Here is a 20,013-nt window from a genome sequence, read left to right as displayed (position 1 = left end):
CCCCCCCCCCCCCCCCCCCCCCCCCCCCCCCCCCCCCCCCCCCCCCCCCCCCCCCCCCCCCCCCCCCCCCCCCCCCTTTGCTGCTCCCCCCCCCCCCCCCCCCCCCCCCCCCCCCCCCCACGGCTCCAATCCTATCCGAAGCCCGAAAAACAGCGGGCCGCCGCGCACAAGACGCGCGGCGGCCCGTTTTCGGAATCCTTCCAGGCCCGCCTACAGGGCGGCGATGACGGCCTCGGCGACCTCGGTGGTGGTGCTGGTCCCGCCCATGTCGCCGGTGCGCACCTGGCGCGCGGCCAGGACCTTCTTGATGGCCGCCAGCATGGCCGCGGCCGCGTCCTTCTCGCCCAGGAAGTCGAGCATCAGGCGCGCGGACTCGATGCTGGCCAGGGGGTTGACGCAGTTCTTGCCGGCCAGGGCCAGGGCCGAGCCGTGGATGGGCTCGAACATGGAGGGCGTGGTCCGGTCGGGGTTCAGGTTGGCTCCGGCGGCCAGGCCGATGCCGCCCTGGAGCACGGAGCCCAGGTCGGTGATGATGTCGCCGAAAAGGTTGGAGGCCACGATGACGTCGAAGCGCCCCGGGTCCTGGATCATGACCATGCTCAGGGCGTCGGCCAGCATGGCGTTGGTCTCGATGTCCGGGTACTCCTGGGCCACCTCGGCGAAAATGCTGTCCCAGAAGACCATGGAATAGTTCAGGGAGTTGGACTTGGTGCAGCTGGTCACCAGGCCCCGGCCACCGGCCTTCTTGCGCTCCCGCGCCAGCTCGAAGGCGTAGCGCATGACGCGGCGGCAGCCCACCCGGGAGAAGAATCCCAGCTGGGTGGCGAAGCCGTGCTCCTGCTCGGGGTAGAACAGCCCGCCCAGGCGGGCGTATTCGCCCTCGGTGTTCTCGCGCACCACCACCATGTTCACGGTCTCGGGGGTGCACGTGGTCACCGGGGTGTCCACGCCCTCGTGGAGCTGGATGGGCCGGACGTTGGCGTACTGGCCCAGCTGGGTGCGGATGGAATGCAGGGCGTCGATGGACACATGGTCCGGGACCTTGGTCGGGTCGCCCATGCAGCCCAGGAAGATGGCGTCGTAGTTGTCGCGCAGGGTGTCGAGGGCGTCGTGGGGCATCATACAGCCGTGCTCCACGCAATAGTCGCAGCCCCAGGGGTAGGTGTCGACGTCGAGGGTGAAGGAGAATTTGCCCGCGCAGGCCATGAGGACGGCCTGGGCGGCGGCCCAGACTTCCGGGCCGACGCCGTCGCCCGGAATGCTCGCTAAACGGTAGGTGGTCATGTGCTCCTCGGATCAGTCGGTTGAAGTTCGCCCCATCGGCGGCCCGCCGCGCACCGGCAAAAAAGGGCCGAATCCGGACAAGTCGGTCCGGCTCCGGCCCTCTCTCATTCCATGGTCCGCCACGGGCATCCCGGCGCGCCCTCCCCAGGGAGGGGCCGGCCCAGGCCCGGAGGATCGCAACAGGTTCGAAAACCCCGTCCACCGGGCGTAAATCACGAGCGTCACCTCTACCATGGCCTTTATGCAGGCGGTAGTGTTTTGTTCGGGGGCCGAAAATTCAGTGCGGGCGTCCCTGCCGGAGGGCATATCTCCCGTATGGAGTATGAAATACGGAAGCGGGCCCGAACGCGGCGCGGCCCTGCCGGGCGGGCCCGGGATCGCCTCCGTAATACCCACTTATTTGCTATGATACATAAGAAGGTTGCTAAAAACCCTCCACGAGGGTAGAGAAATAGGCATCCTCGACCTTTCCCTCTGGCGAGGGACATAGAATGCGTGAACGAATTTCCAGCTTTCGCCACAGCCTGCTGGCAAAAGTCATTCTCGCGGTCAGCCTGACGCTGTTCGCCTGTATGGCCGTATGGTCTTGGTATAATACGAGTTTTCAGAAAAGCTTCATGATCGAGGACAAGGTGGCGGGCGCGGACAGGCTGTCCGACACCATCCGCCTGGCCACGCACTACGCCATGCTCCACAACTCCCGCGACGACATCCGCCAGATCATCAAGAACGTCAGCCGCCAGAAGGACGTGCAGCGGGTGCGCATCTACGACAAGTCCGGGACCATCCAGTTCTCCAGCCACTACGAGGAAGTGGGCGAGTCGACCAACATCCGGGCCGAGGCCTGCGGCCCCTGCCACGCCTCCTCCCCGCCCCGGGAACGCATCTCCCTGGACCAGCGCACGCGCATCTTCACCACCCCGGCGGGCGAACGCCGCCTCGGGGTGCTCACCCCCATCTACAACGAGCCCGCGTGCTCGCAGTCCTGCCACGTGCACCCGGCGGACAAGGCCATCCTGGGGGCCCTGGACGTGGTCTTCTCCCTGGCGCCCATGGACCAGCGCCTGCGCGATTTCGAGATGCACAGCCTGTCCATCGCCGCCTTCGCCTTCCTGGTCACCACCTACCTGGTGCTGGTGCTGGTGGTGCGCTTCGTGCGCCAGCCCATCCGCAAGCTCATCGCGGGCACCCGCCTCATCGCCCGGGGCGAGGAGATCCCCTTGCAGGGCATGGACCAGGAGGGGGAGATGGGCCAGCTGGTCTCGGCCATCAACAGGATGGGCCGGGACATCACCCAGAAGCAGGCCGAACTGAACAGGCAGCGCGACGAATACCAAAACCTTTTCGAGAACGTGCCCTGCCTGATCACGGTGCAGGACAGGGACTTCCGGCTGCTGCAGTACAACCGGGAGTTCGCCGAGAGCTTCGCGCCCCGGCCCGGGGAGTTCTGCTACGAGGTCTACAAGGGCCGCAGCGAGAAATGCGAGAACTGCCCGGTGGAGGGCACGTTCCTGGACGGGATCCCGCGCTATTCCGAGGAATGCGGCCAGAACCGCGACGGTACCCCGGCCCACTGGCTGGTGCACACCCAGCCCATCCGCAACGAGCGCGGCGAGGTGGTGGCGGCCATGGAGATGAGCCTGGACATCACCCACCGCAAGCTCCTGGAGGAGCGGCTGGAGGAGTCCGAACGCAAGTACCACGCCATCTTCAACCACATCCCCAACCCCGTGTTCCTGCTGGACGAGGCGGACTTCCGCATCCGGGACTGCAACCAGAGCGTGGCCCCGGTGTACGGCTACGCATGCCAGGAGATCATGGGCATGCGCTTCACGGACCTGTTCGCCGACGGCTGCGACCCCGCGCACGAGGACGACCTGCGCCGCGGCCGGACCATCCCCAGGGCCCGCCACAAGACCAGGGCGGGCGCCATCATCCTGGTGGACGTGATGACCGCCGTGGCCGAATATTCAGGCCGCCGCGTGCTCCTGGCCATTTCCCGGGACATCACCAAGCGCCTGGAGACCGAGCAGCAGCTCATCCAGGCCAGCAAGATGGCCACCCTGGGCGAGATGAGCACGGGCGTGGCCCACGAGCTGAACCAGCCCCTGTCGGTCATCCGCACCATCTCCGGCTTCTTCATGCGCAAGGTGCGCAAGAGCGAGGCCATAGACGACGCGACCTTCGTGCAGATGGCCCAGGGTATAGACGACAACGTGGAGCGGGCCTCCCGGATCATCCAGCACATGCGCGAGTTCGGCTACAAGTCGGACCTCAAGCTGGAGAAGGTCCACCTGGGCCGGGTCCTGGAAAAGGCCTTCGAGATATTCGACCAGCAGTTCAAGGTCCACGACATCGAGGTCCGCTGGGACCTGGATCCGGACCTGCCGCCCATCCTGGCGGAACCGAACCGCCTGGAGCAGGTGGTCATCAACCTGCTCATCAACGCGCGCGACGCCATCGAGGAGCGCCGCCGCACCATTCCCGAACGCTCCGGCCCCGACGCGGTGACCATCACCACCGCCGTGGCCGGGGGAAGCGTGCGGGCCTGCGTGGAGGATACGGGCACGGGATTCCCCCCGGGAATCGCCGACAAGCTGTTCGAACCGTTCTTCACAACCAAGGAGGTCGGCAAGGGCACGGGCCTCGGCCTGTCCATCAGCTATGGAATAATCAAGGACCATCAGGGCGTGATCCGCGCGGAATCGGTGCCTTCGGGCGGAGCGCGCTTCTGTATCGAGTTTCCGGCGGCGGGCGATTTGGGACGCTCGGTGCCGGACTGGTCCTAGGCGCGCCCGGCCCGGCCGGAAGCGCGCGCACATGCGCACAGAAACAACGGAGCGAGTATGCGAATCTCAACCAGAAGCCGGTACGGAACCCGGATGATGCTGGATATCGCCCTGCACGCGCAGGACGGGCCGGTACGCATCAAGGACGTGGCCGAGCGCCAGGGACTGTCGGTGAAATACCTGGAAAAGCTCATCCGCGTCCTCAAGGACGCCGGATTCATCGCCAGCAAGCGGGGCCCCAAGGGCGGACACACCCTGGCCGTGCCCCCGGAACGGATCAGCGTGGGCGCGGTGGTGCGCCGCCTGGAGGGCGACGGCAAGCTCGTTGAATGCAACACCAGCGATGCCTCCTGCGCCAACGAGCCCCTGTGCCTGGCGCGGCGCGTCTGGCATGAGGCGGCCAAGGCCATGTTCGAAAGGCTGGACACCATCTCCTTCGCGGACCTCGTGGAGGAGATACGGAGCTACGACATCGGGCAGACGGTGATCCCGGACTTCCTCTCCACCCTGCAGGCCCCGCCGAGCGGCCCCAAGAGGGAGCCCCGCGCGAACACGGCCCAGGAGATGGCCGGGGCCTTCCGGCATCCGTAGCCCGCAAGGCCGCCGGCCCGGGCTCGGGCGCTGGTCCGGCGGCCTTGCGGCGGGCCATGTCCAATCTGGCACAAGCCCTTGACTTGTGCCGGAGTTTTCCATACCGTTTAGGTATACAAACGCGGGACGGCGTCGCATTCCCACCACCCGGCCGCCCCAGGCGGCTCCACCGCAATCCGCCGCCACGCCTAGCCAACCCGAGTGGCTATCATGCGTCTGACCACCAAGAGCCGTTACGGCGCCAAGATGTTCCTGGACATCGCCCTGCACTGCGACGAAGGCCCGGTACGCATCCGCGACATTTCCCGCAGGCAAGGCATCTCGGTCAAATATCTTGAAAAGCTCATCCGCAAGCTGCGGGACGCCCGGTTCATCGAAAGCCGGCGCGGCCCCAAGGGCGGGCACCTCATCGCGCGTCCCCTGGAGGACATCAGCGTGGGCGACCTGGTGCGCGTCCTGGAGGGCAGGAGCCACCTCACGGAAATCACCGAGGACGTGACCGTGGTGCCCGCCCGCGTGGACGACCTGTGCCTCACGCGCAGGGTCTGGGTCGAAGCGGCCCAGGCGCTGTTCGCCAAGCTCGACTCCATCCCCTTCTCCGAGCTGGTGGCCGAGGCCCGTTCCTGCAACCGACCGGCCTGCTGCCTCAAGGACACCGTCCTGTAGGCCGGACGGCGCCCCTTCCGCATACGCATTCCGCCCCCCTGCCGGGCCGGTTTTCCGGCCCGGGCACTCCGTTATTTCATACCTCACAAGACTGATTTTTTTATCATAGCTATATAGCTGTATTCTCAGATTTATCTGTTCAAATTTTCTTGGAAACCAACCCCCCTTGTGCAATTTTTAGCATTTCCTCCTTGACTGGTATAAATTGATTCTATACCCTCCGAGGAGGTTTTAATTGGTTGTCTTAACATGCTGAATTGTATGGCGAAACTACCAATTAGCCACAGGCAAAGGCCGAAAATGGGGAATTTTTCACATTGTTCAGGGATGTTGGCGTTTTTCGCGCGGCCGCTGGAGCGGCGCGGTGGTTCAGGAGCATCGGGCTCCGCAGGGATAGCCGCTCCACCGGCCACGCGATACGCAGGGATTCCCCCCGGCCGAGACCATTCTCTTTCAGCTCAGCCAATGAGGGACATAGCATGAAGAAGGGTAGATTCCTGCTGCGTTGGGCCGCCGTAGCCGCGCTCCTGGCAGCCTTCTCCCTGAGCGGGATCGAGGCCATGGGCGGGGCCAAGCAGCCCGCCGCGGGTGAGCCGCGGGCCGACCACATCGTCATCGACTCGCTCTCGGCCTACGGCAAGCTCGAGGAAAAGGCCGTGGGATTCTCCCACGACAGGCACACCAAGGCCCTCCAGGAGCAGGGCAAGGACTGCTCCACCTGCCACGAGACCGAGAAGGACCGCCTGTCCACCCGGTTCAAGGGCATCAAGGACCAGGGCAAGGCCGCCGTCAAAGAGATTTACCACGCGGGCTGTATCGGCTGCCATAGGGACACGGCCGCGGCGGGCAAGGACTCCGGTCCCACCGACGTGTCCTGCCGCAGTTGCCACGACGGCGGCGGGGAGCCCTCGTCCTGGCGCGCCATCCGCCTGGGCAAGTCCCTGCACTACCGCCACATCGCCTCCGGCCTGATCCCCAAGAACGGCCAGGAGGACAACTGCGCGGCCTGCCACCACAAGTACGACGAGGCCGCCAAGAAGATCGTTCCGGCCAAGGGCGAGGAAGAATCCTGCGGCTACTGCCACACGGACAAGCCCCAGGGTGACGTGAAGGACCTGCGCACGGCCTCGCACACGGCCTGCGTGAGCTGCCACGTGAACATCGCCGCCCAGGGCGCCAAGGCCGGCCCCGCCACCTGCGAGGGCTGCCACACCGAGGCCGCCCAGGCCAAGTTCGAAGTCGTCAAGGACGTGCCCCGCCTCAAGAGGGGCCAGCCCGACGCCGCGTTCCTGGCCGTGGCCGACGCCAAGGCCCTGGACCGCGAATCCAAGGCCATGATGCGGCCCGTGGCCTTCGACCACAAGCTGCACGAACAGGCCGTGGAGAACTGCAGCGACTGCCACCACAAGGCCATGAAGTCCTGCGCCCAGGAATGCCACACCCAGGACGGTGCGGAAAAGGGCGGCTTCGTGACCCTGGAGCAGGCCATGCACGCCCCGGACGCGCCGCAGAGCTGCGTGGGCTGCCACGCCCGGCGCACCGCGGCCAAGGACTGCGCGGGCTGCCATACGCAGATGCCCAAGGCCCCCGAGGCCAAGGAATCCTGCGCCGTGTGCCACACCGACGGCGGGACGCCCGTGGACACCACCATGCTCAAGACCATGAGCAAGGACGACAAGAGCGCAATGGCCGCGGCCATGCTCCAGGCGGAGAAGGCCGCCCCGGGCCTGCCCGCCCTGGACGAAATCCCCGAGAAGGTCGCCATCGCCGACCTGGCGGACCGCTACGAGCCCGCCGAGTTCCCGCACAGGAAGATCGTCGAGTCCATGTACGCCAAGGTGAAGACCAGCAAGCTGGCCTCAGCCTTCCACACCTCCAAGGCCACCTTCTGCCAGGGCTGCCACCACAACAGCCCGGCCTCGGCCACCCCGCCGCGCTGCGCCAGCTGCCACGGCAGGACCCGGGACGCAGCAGCGGGCGACCGCCCCGGGCTGAAGGCCGCCTATCACCAGCAGTGCATCGGCTGCCACACGGCCATGGGCCTGGAAAAGCCCGCGGCCACGGCCTGCGCCGACTGCCACAAGGAACGCAAGAAGTAGGGAACTCCAGATCGAGAGGGATATCGACATGTCCATGAAACGCAGAACGTTCCTCGGCCTGGTGGGGGCCACGGCGGCGGTGGCCGCCACGGGCGCCAAGGCCCGGGCAGCGGGGAACCATCACTTTACCGGATACCCCGGGGCCAAGGCGGTGCTCTTCGACGCCACCGAGTGCATCGGCTGCCGCAAATGCGAAGAGGCCTGCAACACGGTCAACCAGCTGCCCGCCCCGGAAAAGCCCTTTGACGACCTGACCGTGCTGGACGCCAAGCGCCGCACCACGGAAAAGGCCTACACCGTGGTCAACCGCTACGAGAACAAGGCAAACCCCGGGCACCCGCTGTTCCGCAAGATGCAGTGCAACCACTGCCAGGAGCCGGCCTGCGCCTCGGCCTGCTTCGTCAAGGCCTTCAAGAAGACCCCCGAGGGGGCCGTGGTCTACGACGCCAGCCTCTGCGTGGGCTGCCGCTACTGTATGATCGCCTGCCCCTGGTCCGTCCCGGCCTACGAATACGACCAGCCCCTGACCCCGCGCGTGCTCAAGTGCACCATGTGCCACCCCCGCATCCTGGAGGGCAAGCTCCCCGGCTGCGTGGAGGCCTGCCCCAAGGGCGCGCTGCGGTTCGGCGCCCGCGACGAGCTCATCAAGTACGCCCGCCGCCGCATCGAGGCCCACCCGGACCGCTATCTGGACCACATCTACGGCGAGACCGAGATGGGCGGCACCAACTGGCTGTACATCTCCGGCGCGCCCTTCTCCGACCTGGGCCTGCCCGAGGACCTGGGCGTGACCAGCGCCCCCGAGCTGACCTCCGGGGCCCTGGCCGCCGTGCCCGTGGTCACGGGCCTCTGGCCCGTGCTCCTGGCCGGGCTCTACTCCATCCACAAGACCCGCGAAGGCCTGGAGAACAAGGCCCGCAAGGACGCCGTGGCCGCCGCCCTGAGCAGGGCCGCCGACGAGGCCGAGGCCAAGCTCTCCAGCGAGCTGGAGAAGGCCGAGGTGGCCAACAAGCGCAGGATCGAGGTGGAGGTCAAGAAGGCCGTGGAGGAAGCCCTCACGGCCAAGGACGGTGAGGACGACGAACAGCAGCAGCCCGAGGAGGAATCCTGATGCCCGCTGAAAAGAACCCCGGCGCCTCGGCTCTGACGCCGTTCCTGATGGTCGCCGGAATCATCTGCATCATCGGCGTGATCCTCACGGGCATGCGCTTCTACGGCGGGCTCGGCGCGGTCACCAACCTGGACAACAACAACCCCTGGGGCATCTGGATCGGCTTCGACCTGCTCTGCGGCGTGGCCCTGGCCGCCGGTGGCTACACCACCACGGCCGCCTGCTACCTGTTCGGCATCAAGCGCTTCCGCTCCGCCGCCAGGCCCGCGCTGATCACCGCGTTTCTGGGCTACGCCCTGGTGGTCTTCGCCCTGCACTACGACGTGGGCCGCCCCTGGCGCCTGGTCTACCCGGTGTTCTGGTCCCAGGGCACCAGCTCCCTGCTCTTCGAGGTGGGCCTGTGCGTGTTCATCTACCTCTCGGTGCTGTTCATCGAGTTCACGCCCATCGCCTTCGAGTGGCTGGGCATGAAGAAGCTGCGCAACATCGTGCACGCCTGGACCATCCCCCTGACCATCATGGGCGTGGTCCTGTCCACCATGCACCAGAGCTCCCTGGGCGCCCTGTACCTCATCGCGCCCAACAAGCTGCACCCGTTGTGGTACTCCACGTACCTGCCCCTGTTCTTCTTCGTCAGCTCGATGTTCGCGGGCATGTCCATGGTGCTCTTCGAGTCCGCCCTGGCCCACAGGAAGTTCCACCACCTGATGGACGAGGCCCACAGGATGGAGACCGAGGGCGTGGCCCTGGGCTTCGCCAAGGCCTGCTCCTGGATCATGATGGGCTACATCGTGGTCAAGCTCCTGGGCCTGGCCCTGGAGAACAAGTGGGCGCTGTTGGGCACGGGCTGGGGCCTCTGGTTCCTGGTGGAGCTGATGGGCTTCGTGCTCATGCCCGCCATCTCCTACGCCGTGGGCTATCGCGAGCGGAACGTCGGGCTCATCAAGGTCACGGCCATGTGGACGGTGCTGGGCATCGTGCTCAACCGCTTCAACGTCTCCCTGGTGGCCTTCAACTGGCAGCTGCCCTCGGCCGACCGCTATTTCCCCAGCCTGGGCGAAATCGGCGTGTCCGTGTTCGTGGTCACCGTGGGGCTCCTGGCCTACCGCTTCATCGTGACCCACATGCCCGTCTTCTACGAACATCCCGATTACAAGGGCGAACACTAAGCGAGGTGCGCCATGGACCACACGTTCCATACCCTGGTCGACTTCATGATCTATTCCAAGGGCTGGACCTACACCCTCATGGGGCTCGGTCTCGTCGGGATGCTCGGCTTCTGGCTCTTCCTCACCGGACGGGACAGAAAGCAGCGCAAGTACTAGCCGGACAACCGGCAAAGGATACGAGGAGAGACGTATGTACAACTTCCTGACCGGTCCCATGCTCTGGGTGACCTTCAGCGTGCTCGTCATCGGCTGCGCCGCCCGGGTGGCCGCGTACTTCAAGGGCCTCGACTGGCGGCTCGACAGGGTGGCCTACAAGCCCCACATGGGGCGCGGCCTGAAATGGGCGCTGAAGTCCATCGGCTGGTGGCTGCTGCCCTTCGGCAGCCGCAGCTGGCGCGAGAAGCCGGGCATGACCATCCTGTTCTTCGCCTTCCACATCGGCATCGTGTTCGTGCCCCTGTTCCTGGAGGCCCACGCCGTGGTGGTGCGCGAGCGCCTGGGCATCGCCTGGCCCGCCATGCCCGCCACCCTGGCCGACGGGCTGAGCATCGCCATGCTCGTGGCGGGCATCCTGCTCATCCTGCGGCGCATCGTGCTGCCCGAAGTGCGCATCATCACCACGGCCCAGGACTACCTGATCCTGGCCCTGACCATGGCGCCCTTCATCACGGGCCTGGCCTGCAGGCTGCACCTGCCCGGCTACGAGACCTGGCTTCTGGCGCACATCATCTCCGGACACGCGATGCTCCTGGCCATTCCCTTCACCAAGCTCTCGCACGTGGTGCTGTTCTTCTGCTCCCGCGCGCAGCTGGGCATGGACTTCGGCATCAAGCGCGGCGGACAGCACGGCCGCGGCATCGTCTGGTAGGACATAAAACGCACATCGCCGGCAAGGTAAGGAGAATCCCATGCCCGAAGGGAAATACTGCAACAAGACCCCCATCCAGACCGAGGAGGCGCTCCTGGAGCTCCTCTCCGACACCCGGGGGACGCAATACTACGAAGAGATGAAGTCCCTGGACGTGGACAGCGAGGCGCTGGCCCAGCGCCTCAAGGCCACGTGCAAGTCCCGCAACCGCACCTGGCTGGACATCTGCGCCCGCTGCGGCCTGTGCGCGGACAGCTGCTTCATCTACCGCTGCAACGACCGCGACCCCAAGCAGGTGCCGTCCTACAAGATCCAGACGACCCTGGGCGAGATGCTGCGCAAGAACGGCAAGGTGGACAACGAGTTCATGCGCCACGCCATGGACGTCTGCTGGTCCCAGTGCACCTGCTGCTCGCGCTGCGCCCAGTACTGCCCCCACGGCATCGACGTGGGCCAGATGATCTCCTACACCCGCGGCCTGCTCTATTCCCAGGGGTTCGTGCCCTGGGAGATGAAGATCGGCGCGGGCATGCACCGCGTGTACCGGGCCCAGATGGACGTGACCTCCGAGGACTGGGTGGAGACCTGCGAGTGGATGGCCGAGGAGAACGAGGAAGACTACCCCGGCCTGGAGATCCCCGTGGACAAACAAGGTGCGGATATCCTCTACACCTGCAACGCCCGCGAGCCCAAGCACTACCCCGAGGACGTGGCCGAGGCCGCCATCCTCTTCCACCTGGCGGGCGAGAACTGGACCGTGCCCAGCGAGGGCTGGGAGCAGACCTCCCTGGCCATGTTCGCCGGGGACTGGGAAGCCTGCAAGATGCAGGTGCAGACCGTGTACGACGCCATCGAGCGCCTGAAGCCCAAGCGGGTCATCGGCACGGAATGCGGCCACGCCCACCGCGCCACTGTGGTGGAGGGCCCCTACTGGTGCGGCCGCGAGGACGGCGCGCCCCCGGCCCCGTACATCCACTACGTGGAATGGGTGGCCGAGGCCCTGCGCGAGGGCAAACTGAAGATCGACCCGGCCAAGCGCATCAAGGAGCTCGTGACCGTCCAGGACTCCTGCAACTACGTGCGCAACAACGGCCTGGTCATGGCCACCCGCGAGATCATCAGCCACATCGTGGAGCCCGGGTACTTCGTGGAGATGCCCAACAACAAGGAATACAACTACTGCTGCGGCGGCGGCGGCGGGTTCAACGGCATCGGCAAGTACCGCGCCCAGCGCAACGTGGCCCTGCGCACCAAGCGCGACCAGATCCTGGCCACGGGGGCCAAGCTGGTCATCGCGCCCTGCCACAACTGCTGGGACGCCATCCGCGACCTGGAGGAAGAATACGAGATCGGCATCCGCTGGACCTTCCTCAAGCCCCTGCTGATCAAGATGGTCGAGGTGCCCGAGCACCTCAAGCCCCAGGAATGACCGGCCAGGCAACGAACGGGGCGCGCCGCGTGCGCGGCGCGCTCAGAGCTCCAAGCGTGAGGTGAGACATGTTTACGAAGATCCTGTTCGCCACATCCGCCTCCCCGGCCTGCGACGACGCGGCCCGGGTGGCCTTCGACCTGGCCGGGCGCTACGACGCGGAACTCGTGGTCCTGCACGTCACGGGCGTGCCCACTCGCGCCTACAGCCAGGTGGTCAAGGACGTGCGCACCGGCGACGAGGTGGACGTCGACGAGAACTACCTGGACCTGATCCGCGAGGAGATCACCAGCTACTATGAGAAGCAGCTGGCCGCCTGCGCCAGGGCCTGCCGTATCGAGATCGTCACGGGCTACCCGCACCGCGAGATCCTGCGCCAGGCGCGCTCCATGGGGGCGGACCTGGTGGTCATGGGCGCCAGCACCCGGGGCGAGGAAGGCAAGTTCTACCGCCGGGGCATCGCCGGCAGCACCCTGCAGCGCGTGGCCAAGGCCGCCCGCTGCCCCGTGCTCTCGGTGCACCGGCCCAGCGCCTCCTACTGGGGCGGGTTCAGCAACGTGGTCTTCGCGGCGGACTTCTCCAAGCCCGCGGACAGCGCCTTCTCCTTCGCCCTGAAGACCGCCCGCGACCTGGACTGCGAGCTGCATCTCTTCCACTGCGTGGACATCTCCGCCCTGGCCCAGGGCCGGGAGATGGACCAGGACGAGATCGAGGACCGCATCATCGAGTCCCGCAAGCGCATGCACGCCGTGTACGGCTCGGCCATCCCCGGGGACTTCAAGAACTGGGACATCGACGTCTGGGAAGGCACTCCCTACGTGGAAATCGTGAAATTCGCCCGCGACAGGCAGGCGGACCTCATCGTGCTGGCGCACCACGCCGCGGACCCGGACATCGAGGCCGCGCGCATGGGCAGCACCATGGAGCAGGTCATCCTGCGCGCCACCTGCCCCGTGGTCAGCGTCAGCCGATCGGACAAAATCTGAGCGCAACAGCAACCGGAACCGGCGCGCCCGGGATAATCGCGCCGGACCAAGGAGAGGCTTCCATGCCCAAGATCATGATCATAGACGACGACCCCGATATCGTGACGTATCTGACCGACATCTTCACGGACAACGGCTACCAGACCTGCTCGGCCGCCGACGGCTCCCAGGCCATGGACGTCGTGCAGTCCGAGGCCCCGGACCTCATCACCCTGGACATCGAGATGCCCGACGAGTGGGGGCCGAAATTCTACCGCAAGCTGTCCAAGAGCACGGAGTACAAGCACATTCCCGTCATCGTCATCAGCGGGCTGGCGGGCAACAAGTACGCCGTGCCCAAGGCCGTGGCCAGCCTGACCAAGCCCTTCGACCCCGACGAGCTCGTGGGCATCGTGAGGGACGTGCTGGGCGCGTAGCGGTTCCCATACACGCCTTCTGGCGAATGGAGGCGCGACCCCGCGCCCACCGCCGCCAGGCAACCGTACCGGGAGGAGAATGACCCATGTCCAAGAAGATTATGGTCGTCGATGACGACAGGGACATCGTCGAGTACCTGGTCACCATTTTCACCGACAACGGCTACGAAACCTGTCAGGCCTCCGACGGCGACAGCGCCCTGGAGGTGCTGCAGCGCGAGGAGCCCGACCTCGTGACCCTGGACCTGGAAATGCCCAAGGAATGGGGCCCCAGGTTCTACCGCAGGATGAGCAAGCTGCCGAGGTTCAGCGACACCCCGGTGGTGGTCATCAGCGGGCTGTCCGGCATCCACCTGGCCATCAAGAAGGCCGTGGCCACCATCAACAAGCCGTTCAACCCCGACGAGGTCCTGGGCATAGTCCGGGACGCCTTGGGAGAATAACCTGTTGCGCGCGGCCGGGGCTCCCCGGCCGCGCGGCCCTTCCGCCACACCGCGCGCAGCCGCGGGCCCTCGCGCACGCCCCGCGAACCGCACTCCTGCACGCCAACCCAGCACGGGGCAGGCATGAACAACAAGATTCTCCTGGTGGACGACGAAGAGGGAATCCGCACCTTCCTGGGCCTTTCCCTGGCCGACCTGGGCTACGAGGTCCTGACCGCGGAAAACGGGGCCCAGGCCCTGGAAGTCTTCGCCGAACACGCCCCCTCCATCGTGCTCACGGACATCAAGATGCCCGTGATGAACGGCATCGAACTCCTCAAGCGCGTCAAGACCGCCAGCCCGGACACCGAGGTGGTGATGATTTCGGGCCACGGCGACCTGGACCTGGCCATCGAAAGCCTCAAGGCCGAGGCGGCTGATTTCGTGACCAAGCCCATCAACGACCAGGTCCTGGAGATGGCCCTGGTGCGCGTGCGCGACAAGATCGCCATGCGCGAGGAGCTGCGGCGCTACACCGAGAACCTGGAACACCTGGTGGACGAGAAGAGCGCCCGCATCGTGGAGCTGGAGCGGCGCACCGCCGTGAACCAGGTGGTGGACTGCTTCGCCGGGGCCCTCAGGGGCCTGGCCTCGGACGTGGAGGACGGGGCCGGGGCCTTCAACATGCTGCCCTGCTTCGTGTCCGTGCACAACGCCTACCTGGAGATCGTGGCCGCCAACCAGCTGCACCGCGACCGCCTGGGCGACATGGTGGGCAAGAACAGCTGGGAGCCCTACACCGACCCCTCGGACCAGGACGCGGGCTGCCCGGTGGGCCGGACCTTCGCCACGGGCAAGGGCCAGCGCGTGCGCCGCACCCTGAAGGCGCCGGACGGGGCGCGCATCCCAGTGCTGGTGCACACGGCCCCCATCCTGGACCACGACGGGGACGTGGACCTGGTGCTGGAGATCAGCGTGGACGTCACCGAGGTGCAGCGGCTCCAGGAGGAGCTGCGCGCCACCCGGGCCAAATACCAGATGCTTTTCGACGAGGCCCCCTGCTTCATCTCCGTGCAGGACCGGGACTACCGCATCACCGCGGCCAACCGCCGCTTCAAGGAACAGTTCGGCGCGGACACGGACGGGGCCCTGTGCCACCAAGTCTACACCCATCGCGGGGAGCCCTGCGACGGCTGCCCGGTGAGCGCGTCCTTCGCCGACGGCCTCTCGCACCAGAAGGAGACCGTGGTCACGGCCAAAAGCGGGGAGCAGTTCAACGTGCTGGTCTCCACGGCGGCCATCCGCGACGCCTCGGGCCGGGTCTCGGAGGTCATGGAGATGTCCGCGGACATCACCCAGCTGCGCCAGCTCCAGGACCACTTGGCCTCCCTGGGGCTGATGATCGGGTCCATGTCCCACGGCATCAAGGGAATGCTCACGGCCCTGGACGGCGGCATCTACCGCGTGGACTCGGGATTCAGGAAGCAGGACCCCGAGCGCGTGGAGACGGGCTGGGAGACGGTCAAGGACCTGGTGGGCCGCATCCGGGCCATGGTCCTGGAGATGCTGCACTACGCCAAGAACCGCGACCTGGACTGGTGCGACGTGGACGCCGGGGGGTTCTTCGCCGACGTGGCCGCCCTGGTGGAGCCCAAGGCCTCGCGCGCGGGCGTGGCCTTCGTGCGCGAGCCCGGGCAGGACCTCGGCACCTTCGAGGCCGATCCCCAGGCCCTGTCCGCGGCCCTGGTCAACTTCCTGGAAAACGCCGTGGACGCCTGCGGGAGCGACCCGGAGAAGATCGGGCACACCGTGACCTTCGGCCTGTCCGGCGACGCCACGCACCTGACCTTCCGCGTGGAGGACGACGGCGTCGGCATGGACCGCGAAACCCGCGAACGCATGTTCACCCTGTTCTTCTCCTCCAAGGGCCGCAAGGGCACGGGCCTCGGCCTGTTCGTGTCCGAAAAGACCATCCGCCGCCACGGCGGGGACATCGAGGTGCGCTCCGAGCCCGGCCAGGGCTCGGCCTTCACCATCCGCCTGCCCCGGACGCTGCCCGAATCCGCCAAGACCCGCCTGGAGGACGTCCGCCCCTCCGAGGCGCCGTAGGCAAGAGGACGCTTCCTGCGCCAGCGCCGCCGCCGTGGGGCGACATCGGCGACGACTTCGGCGTGGCCCGCGAGCCGGGCGCAGGAACCCAAGTCCCCACGCCATGGGGGGACGACGTTGCGGGCAATGTCCCCCACCCGTCACCGCGTTCGCCCCACTCCGCCGTAAAAATCCCCAGATGGCCCAGGCCAAGGCCCACCAAAAGCATGCGCCCGAACCCCTCGCTCGCGGCCAGCCGCCCGGCGGGGATCAGCGGGCGACGAACCTCGCCCGGCACGCGGCCCCAACCATCACAATGCACAATTTCTCCATCTCCCGGCCCAGCACATGCTGAATCCGAGCACGGATGTTTTCATTGACGCGAAAACGTTTATTCACGACAACTGCACCCGAGAAACGAGTCACAAGGAGCACGAAGTATCGGCAATCAGCCATTGGGGCGCAGATGACAACACACGGACAAACGCATTTCGCCCCGGACTCCAAAATCTTCTCTCTGCCAAACCATGAACAGCAACGTAAAATTATGGATACTGGCCAGCCGCCCCAAAACGCTTCCGGCAGCCCTGGGCCCGGTGCTGGTGGGCAGCGCGCTGGCCTTCCAGGCCCAGCGCTTCCAGTGGATCCCCGCGTCCCTCTGCCTGGCCTTCGCCCTGCTGATCCAGATCGGCACCAACTTCGCCAACGACTACTACGACTTCATAAAGGGCGCGGACACCGAGGAACGCCAGGGCCCCAAGCGCATGACCGCCTCGGGCCTGATTCCCCTCAAGCGGATGAAGATCATAACCGCCGGGGTCTTCGCCCTGGCCTTTGCCGTGGGGCTGGGGCTGATTCCCTACGGCGGCTGGTGGCTGCTCATCATCGGCGTGCTGTCCATCCTCTTGGGCTACGGCTACACCGCGGGCCCCTTTCCCCTGGCCTACCTGGGGCTGGGCGAGATATTCGTGATGATCTTTTTCGGCTGGATAGCCGTGGGCTGCACGTATTTCGTGCAGGCGGGGGAGGTCAGCACCCTGGCGCTCTTGGCGGGCACGGCGGTGGGGGCGCTGAACACGAACCTGCTGGTGGTGAACAACCACCGCGATGTGGAGACGGACGTCAAGGCCGACAAGCGCACCCTGGCCGTGCGCTTCGGGCGGGGCTTTTCCTGCTTCGAATACCGGGCCTGGTTCGCCCTGGCCCTGGGCTGCGCCCTGGCCATGGCCCTGCTCCTGGGCTCGGCCTGGCTGCTGCTGCCCCTGGCCGTCCTGCCCCTGGGCCTCAGGCTCTGCGTCATGATGGGCAAACTACAAGACGGGCCGACCTACATCCGCATGCTGGGCAAGACGTCCATCGTCCTGACCCTGTACTGCCTGCTCATGAGCGCCGGGCTGCTGCTCGGCTGACCAGCATCATCCAGCGCAAGACGGCCCCGCCTATAAGTGCACCTGACGCTCGCCGCCTTCAGCGGGGTGGTTTCTAGGCACCCTACTCCACTGTGACGCTCTTGGCCAGGTTGCGGGGCTGGTCCACGTCCTTGCCCAGGTAGTCGGCCACCTCGTAGGCGAAGAGCTGCAGGCAAGGGAGCGCCAGGAAGGCGGACAACGGGCCCCAGGACGCGGGGATCTCCCAGGCGTCGTCCACGCCCAGGTCCAGGCCCGGGTTGGTCAGGGCGATGATCCGGCCGTCGCGCGCCTGGACCTCCTCCAGGTTGGACTTGACCTTGGGCAGCAGGCCGTCGTGCAGGGCCAGAGCGAAGGTCGGGAAATCCGGCTCGATGAGGGCTATGGGCCCGTGCTTCATCTCGCCCGAGGCGTAGCCCTCGGCGTGGATGTAGCTGATCTCCTTGAGCTTCAGCGCGCCCTCCAGGGCCAGGGGGAATTGCAGGCCCCGGCCGAGGTACATGAAGCTTTTGACCCCCGCGTACTTGCGGGCCAGGGCCTGGGCCCGGTCGCGCATGCCGGGCAGCTCGGCCTCCAGGAGCACGGGCAGGCCGTGCATGGCCTGGACCCCGCGCTGGGCCACCTCGGCGGGCAGGGCGCCCTTGGCCGCGCCCCAGTGGAAGGCCAGCAGATACAGGGCCGTGAGCTGGCTGCACATGGCCTTGGTGGAGGCCACGCTGATCTCCGGCCCGGCCTGGGTGTAGATCACGTGGTCCGACTCCCGGGCCACGGACGAGCCCACCACGTTGCACAGGCCGATGACCTGGGCCCCCAATTCCTTGGCCCGGCGGATGCCCGCCAGGGTGTCGGCGGTCTCGCCGGACTGGCTGATGGCCAGGACCACGTCGTCCTGATCCAGGATCAGGTCGCGGTAGCGGAACTCCGAGGCGATCTCCACGCGCACGGGGATGCGCGCCCAGGACTCGATGAGGTTCATGCCCCACAGCCCGGCGTGGAAGGAGGTGCCGCAGGCCACGATGTGCAGGCGCTTGGGCGCGGCCAGGCCCTCCAGCTCGGGCAGGCGGATGACGCCCTTGGCCGCGTCCAGGCGGCCGGCCAGGCAGTCGGCCACCACCTTGGGCTGCTCGAAAATCTCCTTGATCATGAAATGCTTGTGCCCGCCCTTCTGGGCAGATTGCACGTCCCATTCGATGTGCTGCACGGCCTTTTCCAGGGGCGCCAGGGTGGCGGCATCAAAGACCTGCCAGGAGCCCGCATCCATGCGCACCAGTTCGCCGTCGTCCAGGAAGACCACGTCGCGGGTGTAGTTCAAGAAGGCCGGGATGTCCGAGGCCACGAAGTTCTCGCCCACGCCCGCGCCGAACACCAGGGGGCTGGACTGGCGCGCCGCGTAGACCACGCCGGGCTCGTCCAGGCAGATCAGGGCCAGGGCGTAGGCCCCTTCCACGCGGGCCAGGGCCCAGGCCAGGGCCTCCAGGACCACGCCGTCCTTCTCCTTCATGCCCTCGGAGATGAGGTTCACCAGGACCTCGGTGTCCGTCTCCGAGGCGAAGGTGTAGCCCTTGGCGCTGAGCCAGTCCTTCTGCTCCTGGAAGTTCTCGATGATCCCGTTGTGGATCATGGCCAGGCGGCCCGCGTTGTCCTTGTGGGGGTGGGCGTTGCGCTCCACGGGCACCCCGTGGGTGGCCCAGCGGGTGTGGCCGATGCCGCTGGTGGCCATGAGCACGTCGCGGCCGTTGATCTTGGCCTCCAGCTCGCTGAGCTTGCCCTCGGCGCGCAGGAGCTCCAGCTCCCTGCCCTGTATGAAGGCCACGCCCGAGGAATCGTAGCCCCGGTATTCAAGACGCTTCAGCCCCTCCATGAGGAGGGGCACCGCGGGCCGGTGCCCGGCGTAGCCGATGATGCCGCACATAGAAAAGACCTCGAAATGGCTAGGTGTTGTGCTTGCGGGGCGGTCGCCCGCCGCGCGAAGGCCCGAGGATACTCCAGAACCCCGCGCCTACTCAAGGCCGGCCCGGGCCAGGAACCCGGGGAAGCCCTCCAGCAGGACGCGCAGGGCCTTGCCCCGGTGGCTGCGGGCGTTCTTTTCCTCGCGCGTGAGCTCGGCGGAACGGCGGCCCGACAGGGAATCGACGAACAGGGGATCGTAGCCGAAGCCGTTGTCGCCCTTGGGCGCGCGGGCGATGCTCCCCTCCCAGGCCCCCGAGGCCGAAAGGGTCTCGCCGCCCGGGGCCAGGGCCGCCATCACGCAGCGGAACCGCGCCGTGCGCTGCGCATCGGGGACGTCCCTGAGCGCGTCGAGCAGCTTGGCGTTGTTCTTGGCGTCGTCGTGGTCCGGGCCGCCGTAGCGGGCGGAATAGACCCCGGGCGCGCCGCCCAGGGCGTCCACCTCCAGGCCGGAATCGTCGGCCACGGCGACGAGCCCCGTGGCCTCCATCACGGCCCGGGCCTTGAGCAGCGCGTTCTCCTCGAAGGTCTCGCCCGTCTCCTCGATCTCCCCGATCTGCGGGAAATCGTCCAGGCCCCGGACCTCCAGGCCCCGCCCTTCGAGCAGGGCGGAAAGCTCCGCGATCTTGCCCTTGTTCCTCGTGGCCAGCACAACCGCGCCCATCATTCCTCCGTGTGGTTCGTCGTATCCAGGCCCCTCCCGGGACCGGGCAAGTCTTACCCGGCCCCGGCCGCCGCGTCC

The 20,013-nt window shown here is 66.9% G+C and carries 17 protein-coding genes; 14 read left to right on the top strand and 3 right to left on the bottom strand.

Annotation, left to right across the window (positions count from 1 at the left end; genetic code table 11):
- Window positions 1–210: 210 nt before the first annotated feature.
- Complete coding sequence (locus ACYYG1_RS05660) at window positions 211–1,284, bottom strand: isocitrate/isopropylmalate dehydrogenase family protein (RefSeq protein ID WP_461209313.1); 1,074 nt, start codon at window positions 1,282–1,284, stop codon at window positions 211–213.
- A 617-nt stretch (window positions 1,285–1,901) separates the two neighbouring features.
- Between ACYYG1_RS05660 and ACYYG1_RS05655 the strand changes: the two genes are divergently transcribed.
- The 14 genes from ACYYG1_RS05655 (at window position 1,902) to ACYYG1_RS05590 (ending at window position 17,327) form a co-directional block, all read left to right on the top strand.
- Window positions 1,902–4,073, top strand: a complete 2,172-nt coding sequence (locus tag ACYYG1_RS05655; protein WP_461209312.1) for a PAS domain S-box protein — start codon at window positions 1,902–1,904, stop codon at window positions 4,071–4,073.
- Window positions 4,074–4,130: 57 nt separating this feature from the next.
- Window positions 4,131–4,664: an RrF2 family transcriptional regulator gene (locus tag ACYYG1_RS05650; protein ID WP_461209311.1), complete on the top strand. Its 534-nt coding sequence runs from the start codon at window positions 4,131–4,133 to the stop codon at window positions 4,662–4,664.
- A 210-nt stretch (window positions 4,665–4,874) separates the two neighbouring features.
- Window positions 4,875–5,330, top strand: coding sequence for an RrF2 family transcriptional regulator (locus tag ACYYG1_RS05645; RefSeq protein ID WP_461209310.1), 456 nt, complete (start codon window positions 4,875–4,877; stop codon window positions 5,328–5,330).
- A gap of 479 nt (window positions 5,331–5,809) precedes the next feature.
- Window positions 5,810–7,429: a sulfate respiration complex hexadecaheme cytochrome HmcA gene (gene hmcA, locus ACYYG1_RS05640; protein ID WP_461209309.1), complete on the top strand. Its 1,620-nt coding sequence runs from the start codon at window positions 5,810–5,812 to the stop codon at window positions 7,427–7,429.
- Between the two features lie 34 nt (window positions 7,430–7,463).
- Window positions 7,464–8,540: a sulfate respiration complex iron-sulfur protein HmcB gene (hmcB, locus tag ACYYG1_RS05635; RefSeq protein WP_461209308.1), complete on the top strand. Its 1,077-nt coding sequence runs from the start codon at window positions 7,464–7,466 to the stop codon at window positions 8,538–8,540.
- Window positions 8,540–9,709 (top strand): sulfate respiration complex protein HmcC, encoded by a 1,170-nt coding sequence (hmcC, locus tag ACYYG1_RS05630; RefSeq protein ID WP_461209307.1) that lies wholly within the window; start codon window positions 8,540–8,542, stop codon window positions 9,707–9,709. Before hmcB ends, hmcC begins: the two co-directional genes overlap by 1 nt.
- A gap of 12 nt (window positions 9,710–9,721) precedes the next feature.
- Entirely contained in the window at window positions 9,722–9,865 is a 144-nt protein-coding gene (hmcD, locus tag ACYYG1_RS05625; protein WP_461209306.1) for a sulfate respiration complex protein HmcD, read from the top strand.
- 34 nt (window positions 9,866–9,899) lie between these two features.
- Window positions 9,900–10,577, top strand: a complete 678-nt coding sequence (gene hmcE, locus ACYYG1_RS05620; protein ID WP_461209305.1) for a sulfate respiration complex protein HmcE — start codon at window positions 9,900–9,902, stop codon at window positions 10,575–10,577.
- A gap of 40 nt (window positions 10,578–10,617) precedes the next feature.
- Window positions 10,618–12,006, top strand: a complete 1,389-nt coding sequence (gene hmcF, locus ACYYG1_RS05615) for a sulfate respiration complex iron-sulfur protein HmcF (protein ID WP_461209304.1) — start codon at window positions 10,618–10,620, stop codon at window positions 12,004–12,006.
- Window positions 12,007–12,074: 68 nt separating this feature from the next.
- Window positions 12,075–12,992: a universal stress protein gene (locus tag ACYYG1_RS05610; protein WP_461209303.1), complete on the top strand. Its 918-nt coding sequence runs from the start codon at window positions 12,075–12,077 to the stop codon at window positions 12,990–12,992.
- A gap of 62 nt (window positions 12,993–13,054) precedes the next feature.
- Window positions 13,055–13,408: a DVU0259 family response regulator domain-containing protein gene (divK, locus tag ACYYG1_RS05605; protein WP_461209302.1), complete on the top strand. Its 354-nt coding sequence runs from the start codon at window positions 13,055–13,057 to the stop codon at window positions 13,406–13,408.
- Between the two features lie 86 nt (window positions 13,409–13,494).
- Window positions 13,495–13,851 carry a DVU0259 family response regulator domain-containing protein gene (gene divK, locus ACYYG1_RS05600; protein WP_461209301.1) on the top strand — a complete coding sequence of 119 codons (357 nt, stop codon included), beginning with the start codon at window positions 13,495–13,497 and terminating at the stop codon, window positions 13,849–13,851.
- A gap of 123 nt (window positions 13,852–13,974) precedes the next feature.
- Complete coding sequence (locus tag ACYYG1_RS05595; RefSeq protein WP_461209300.1) at window positions 13,975–15,939, top strand: response regulator; 1,965 nt, start codon at window positions 13,975–13,977, stop codon at window positions 15,937–15,939.
- A gap of 506 nt (window positions 15,940–16,445) precedes the next feature.
- Complete coding sequence (locus ACYYG1_RS05590) at window positions 16,446–17,327, top strand: 1,4-dihydroxy-2-naphthoate polyprenyltransferase (protein ID WP_461209299.1); 882 nt, start codon at window positions 16,446–16,448, stop codon at window positions 17,325–17,327.
- Between the two features lie 82 nt (window positions 17,328–17,409).
- On the opposite strand, the gene glmS is transcribed toward ACYYG1_RS05590, so the two are convergent.
- Together glmS and ACYYG1_RS05580 are read right to left on the bottom strand one after the other, a co-directional pair.
- The gene (gene glmS, locus ACYYG1_RS05585) at window positions 17,410–19,236 is read right to left on the bottom strand and encodes a glutamine--fructose-6-phosphate transaminase (isomerizing) (RefSeq protein ID WP_461209298.1); all 1,827 of its coding nucleotides are present in this window, start codon (window positions 19,234–19,236) and stop codon (window positions 17,410–17,412) included.
- 87 nt (window positions 19,237–19,323) lie between these two features.
- The gene (locus ACYYG1_RS05580; RefSeq protein ID WP_461209316.1) at window positions 19,324–19,935 is read right to left on the bottom strand and encodes an XTP/dITP diphosphatase; all 612 of its coding nucleotides are present in this window, start codon (window positions 19,933–19,935) and stop codon (window positions 19,324–19,326) included.
- Between the last annotated feature and the right edge of the window lie 78 nt (window positions 19,936–20,013).

The organism is Desulfocurvus sp. DL1XJH-121 (genome assembly GCF_054819825.1).
The sequence above is the reverse complement of the archived record's forward strand: the minus strand, read 5'-3'. Positions and strand labels throughout refer to the sequence as shown.

Bases quoted from the DNA above. Each gene is read 5' to 3' on its own strand.
- hmcB (WP_461209308.1), top strand. From the start codon at position 7,464: ATGAAACGCAGAACGTTCCTCGGCCTGGTGGGGGCCACGGCGGCGGTG.
- divK (WP_461209301.1), top strand. From the start codon at position 13,495: ATGTCCAAGAAGATTATGGTCGTCGATGACGACAGGGACATCGTCGAG.
- ACYYG1_RS05580 (WP_461209316.1), bottom strand. From the start codon at position 19,935: ATGGGCGCGGTTGTGCTGGCCACGAGGAACAAGGGCAAGATCGCGGAG.
- ACYYG1_RS05645 (WP_461209310.1), top strand. From the start codon at position 4,875: ATGCGTCTGACCACCAAGAGCCGTTACGGCGCCAAGATGTTCCTGGAC.
- hmcA (WP_461209309.1), top strand. From the start codon at position 5,810: ATGAAGAAGGGTAGATTCCTGCTGCGTTGGGCCGCCGTAGCCGCGCTC.
- ACYYG1_RS05590 (WP_461209299.1), top strand. From the start codon at position 16,446: ATGAACAGCAACGTAAAATTATGGATACTGGCCAGCCGCCCCAAAACG.
- glmS (WP_461209298.1), bottom strand. From the start codon at position 19,236: ATGTGCGGCATCATCGGCTACGCCGGGCACCGGCCCGCGGTGCCCCTC.
- divK (WP_461209302.1), top strand. From the start codon at position 13,055: ATGCCCAAGATCATGATCATAGACGACGACCCCGATATCGTGACGTAT.
- ACYYG1_RS05595 (WP_461209300.1), top strand. From the start codon at position 13,975: ATGAACAACAAGATTCTCCTGGTGGACGACGAAGAGGGAATCCGCACC.
- hmcF (WP_461209304.1), top strand. From the start codon at position 10,618: ATGCCCGAAGGGAAATACTGCAACAAGACCCCCATCCAGACCGAGGAG.
- ACYYG1_RS05660 (WP_461209313.1), bottom strand. From the start codon at position 1,284: ATGACCACCTACCGTTTAGCGAGCATTCCGGGCGACGGCGTCGGCCCG.
- hmcD (WP_461209306.1), top strand. From the start codon at position 9,722: ATGGACCACACGTTCCATACCCTGGTCGACTTCATGATCTATTCCAAG.
- hmcE (WP_461209305.1), top strand. From the start codon at position 9,900: ATGTACAACTTCCTGACCGGTCCCATGCTCTGGGTGACCTTCAGCGTG.
- ACYYG1_RS05610 (WP_461209303.1), top strand. From the start codon at position 12,075: ATGTTTACGAAGATCCTGTTCGCCACATCCGCCTCCCCGGCCTGCGAC.
- ACYYG1_RS05655 (WP_461209312.1), top strand. From the start codon at position 1,902: ATGATCGAGGACAAGGTGGCGGGCGCGGACAGGCTGTCCGACACCATC.
- hmcC (WP_461209307.1), top strand. From the start codon at position 8,540: ATGCCCGCTGAAAAGAACCCCGGCGCCTCGGCTCTGACGCCGTTCCTG.
- ACYYG1_RS05650 (WP_461209311.1), top strand. From the start codon at position 4,131: ATGCGAATCTCAACCAGAAGCCGGTACGGAACCCGGATGATGCTGGAT.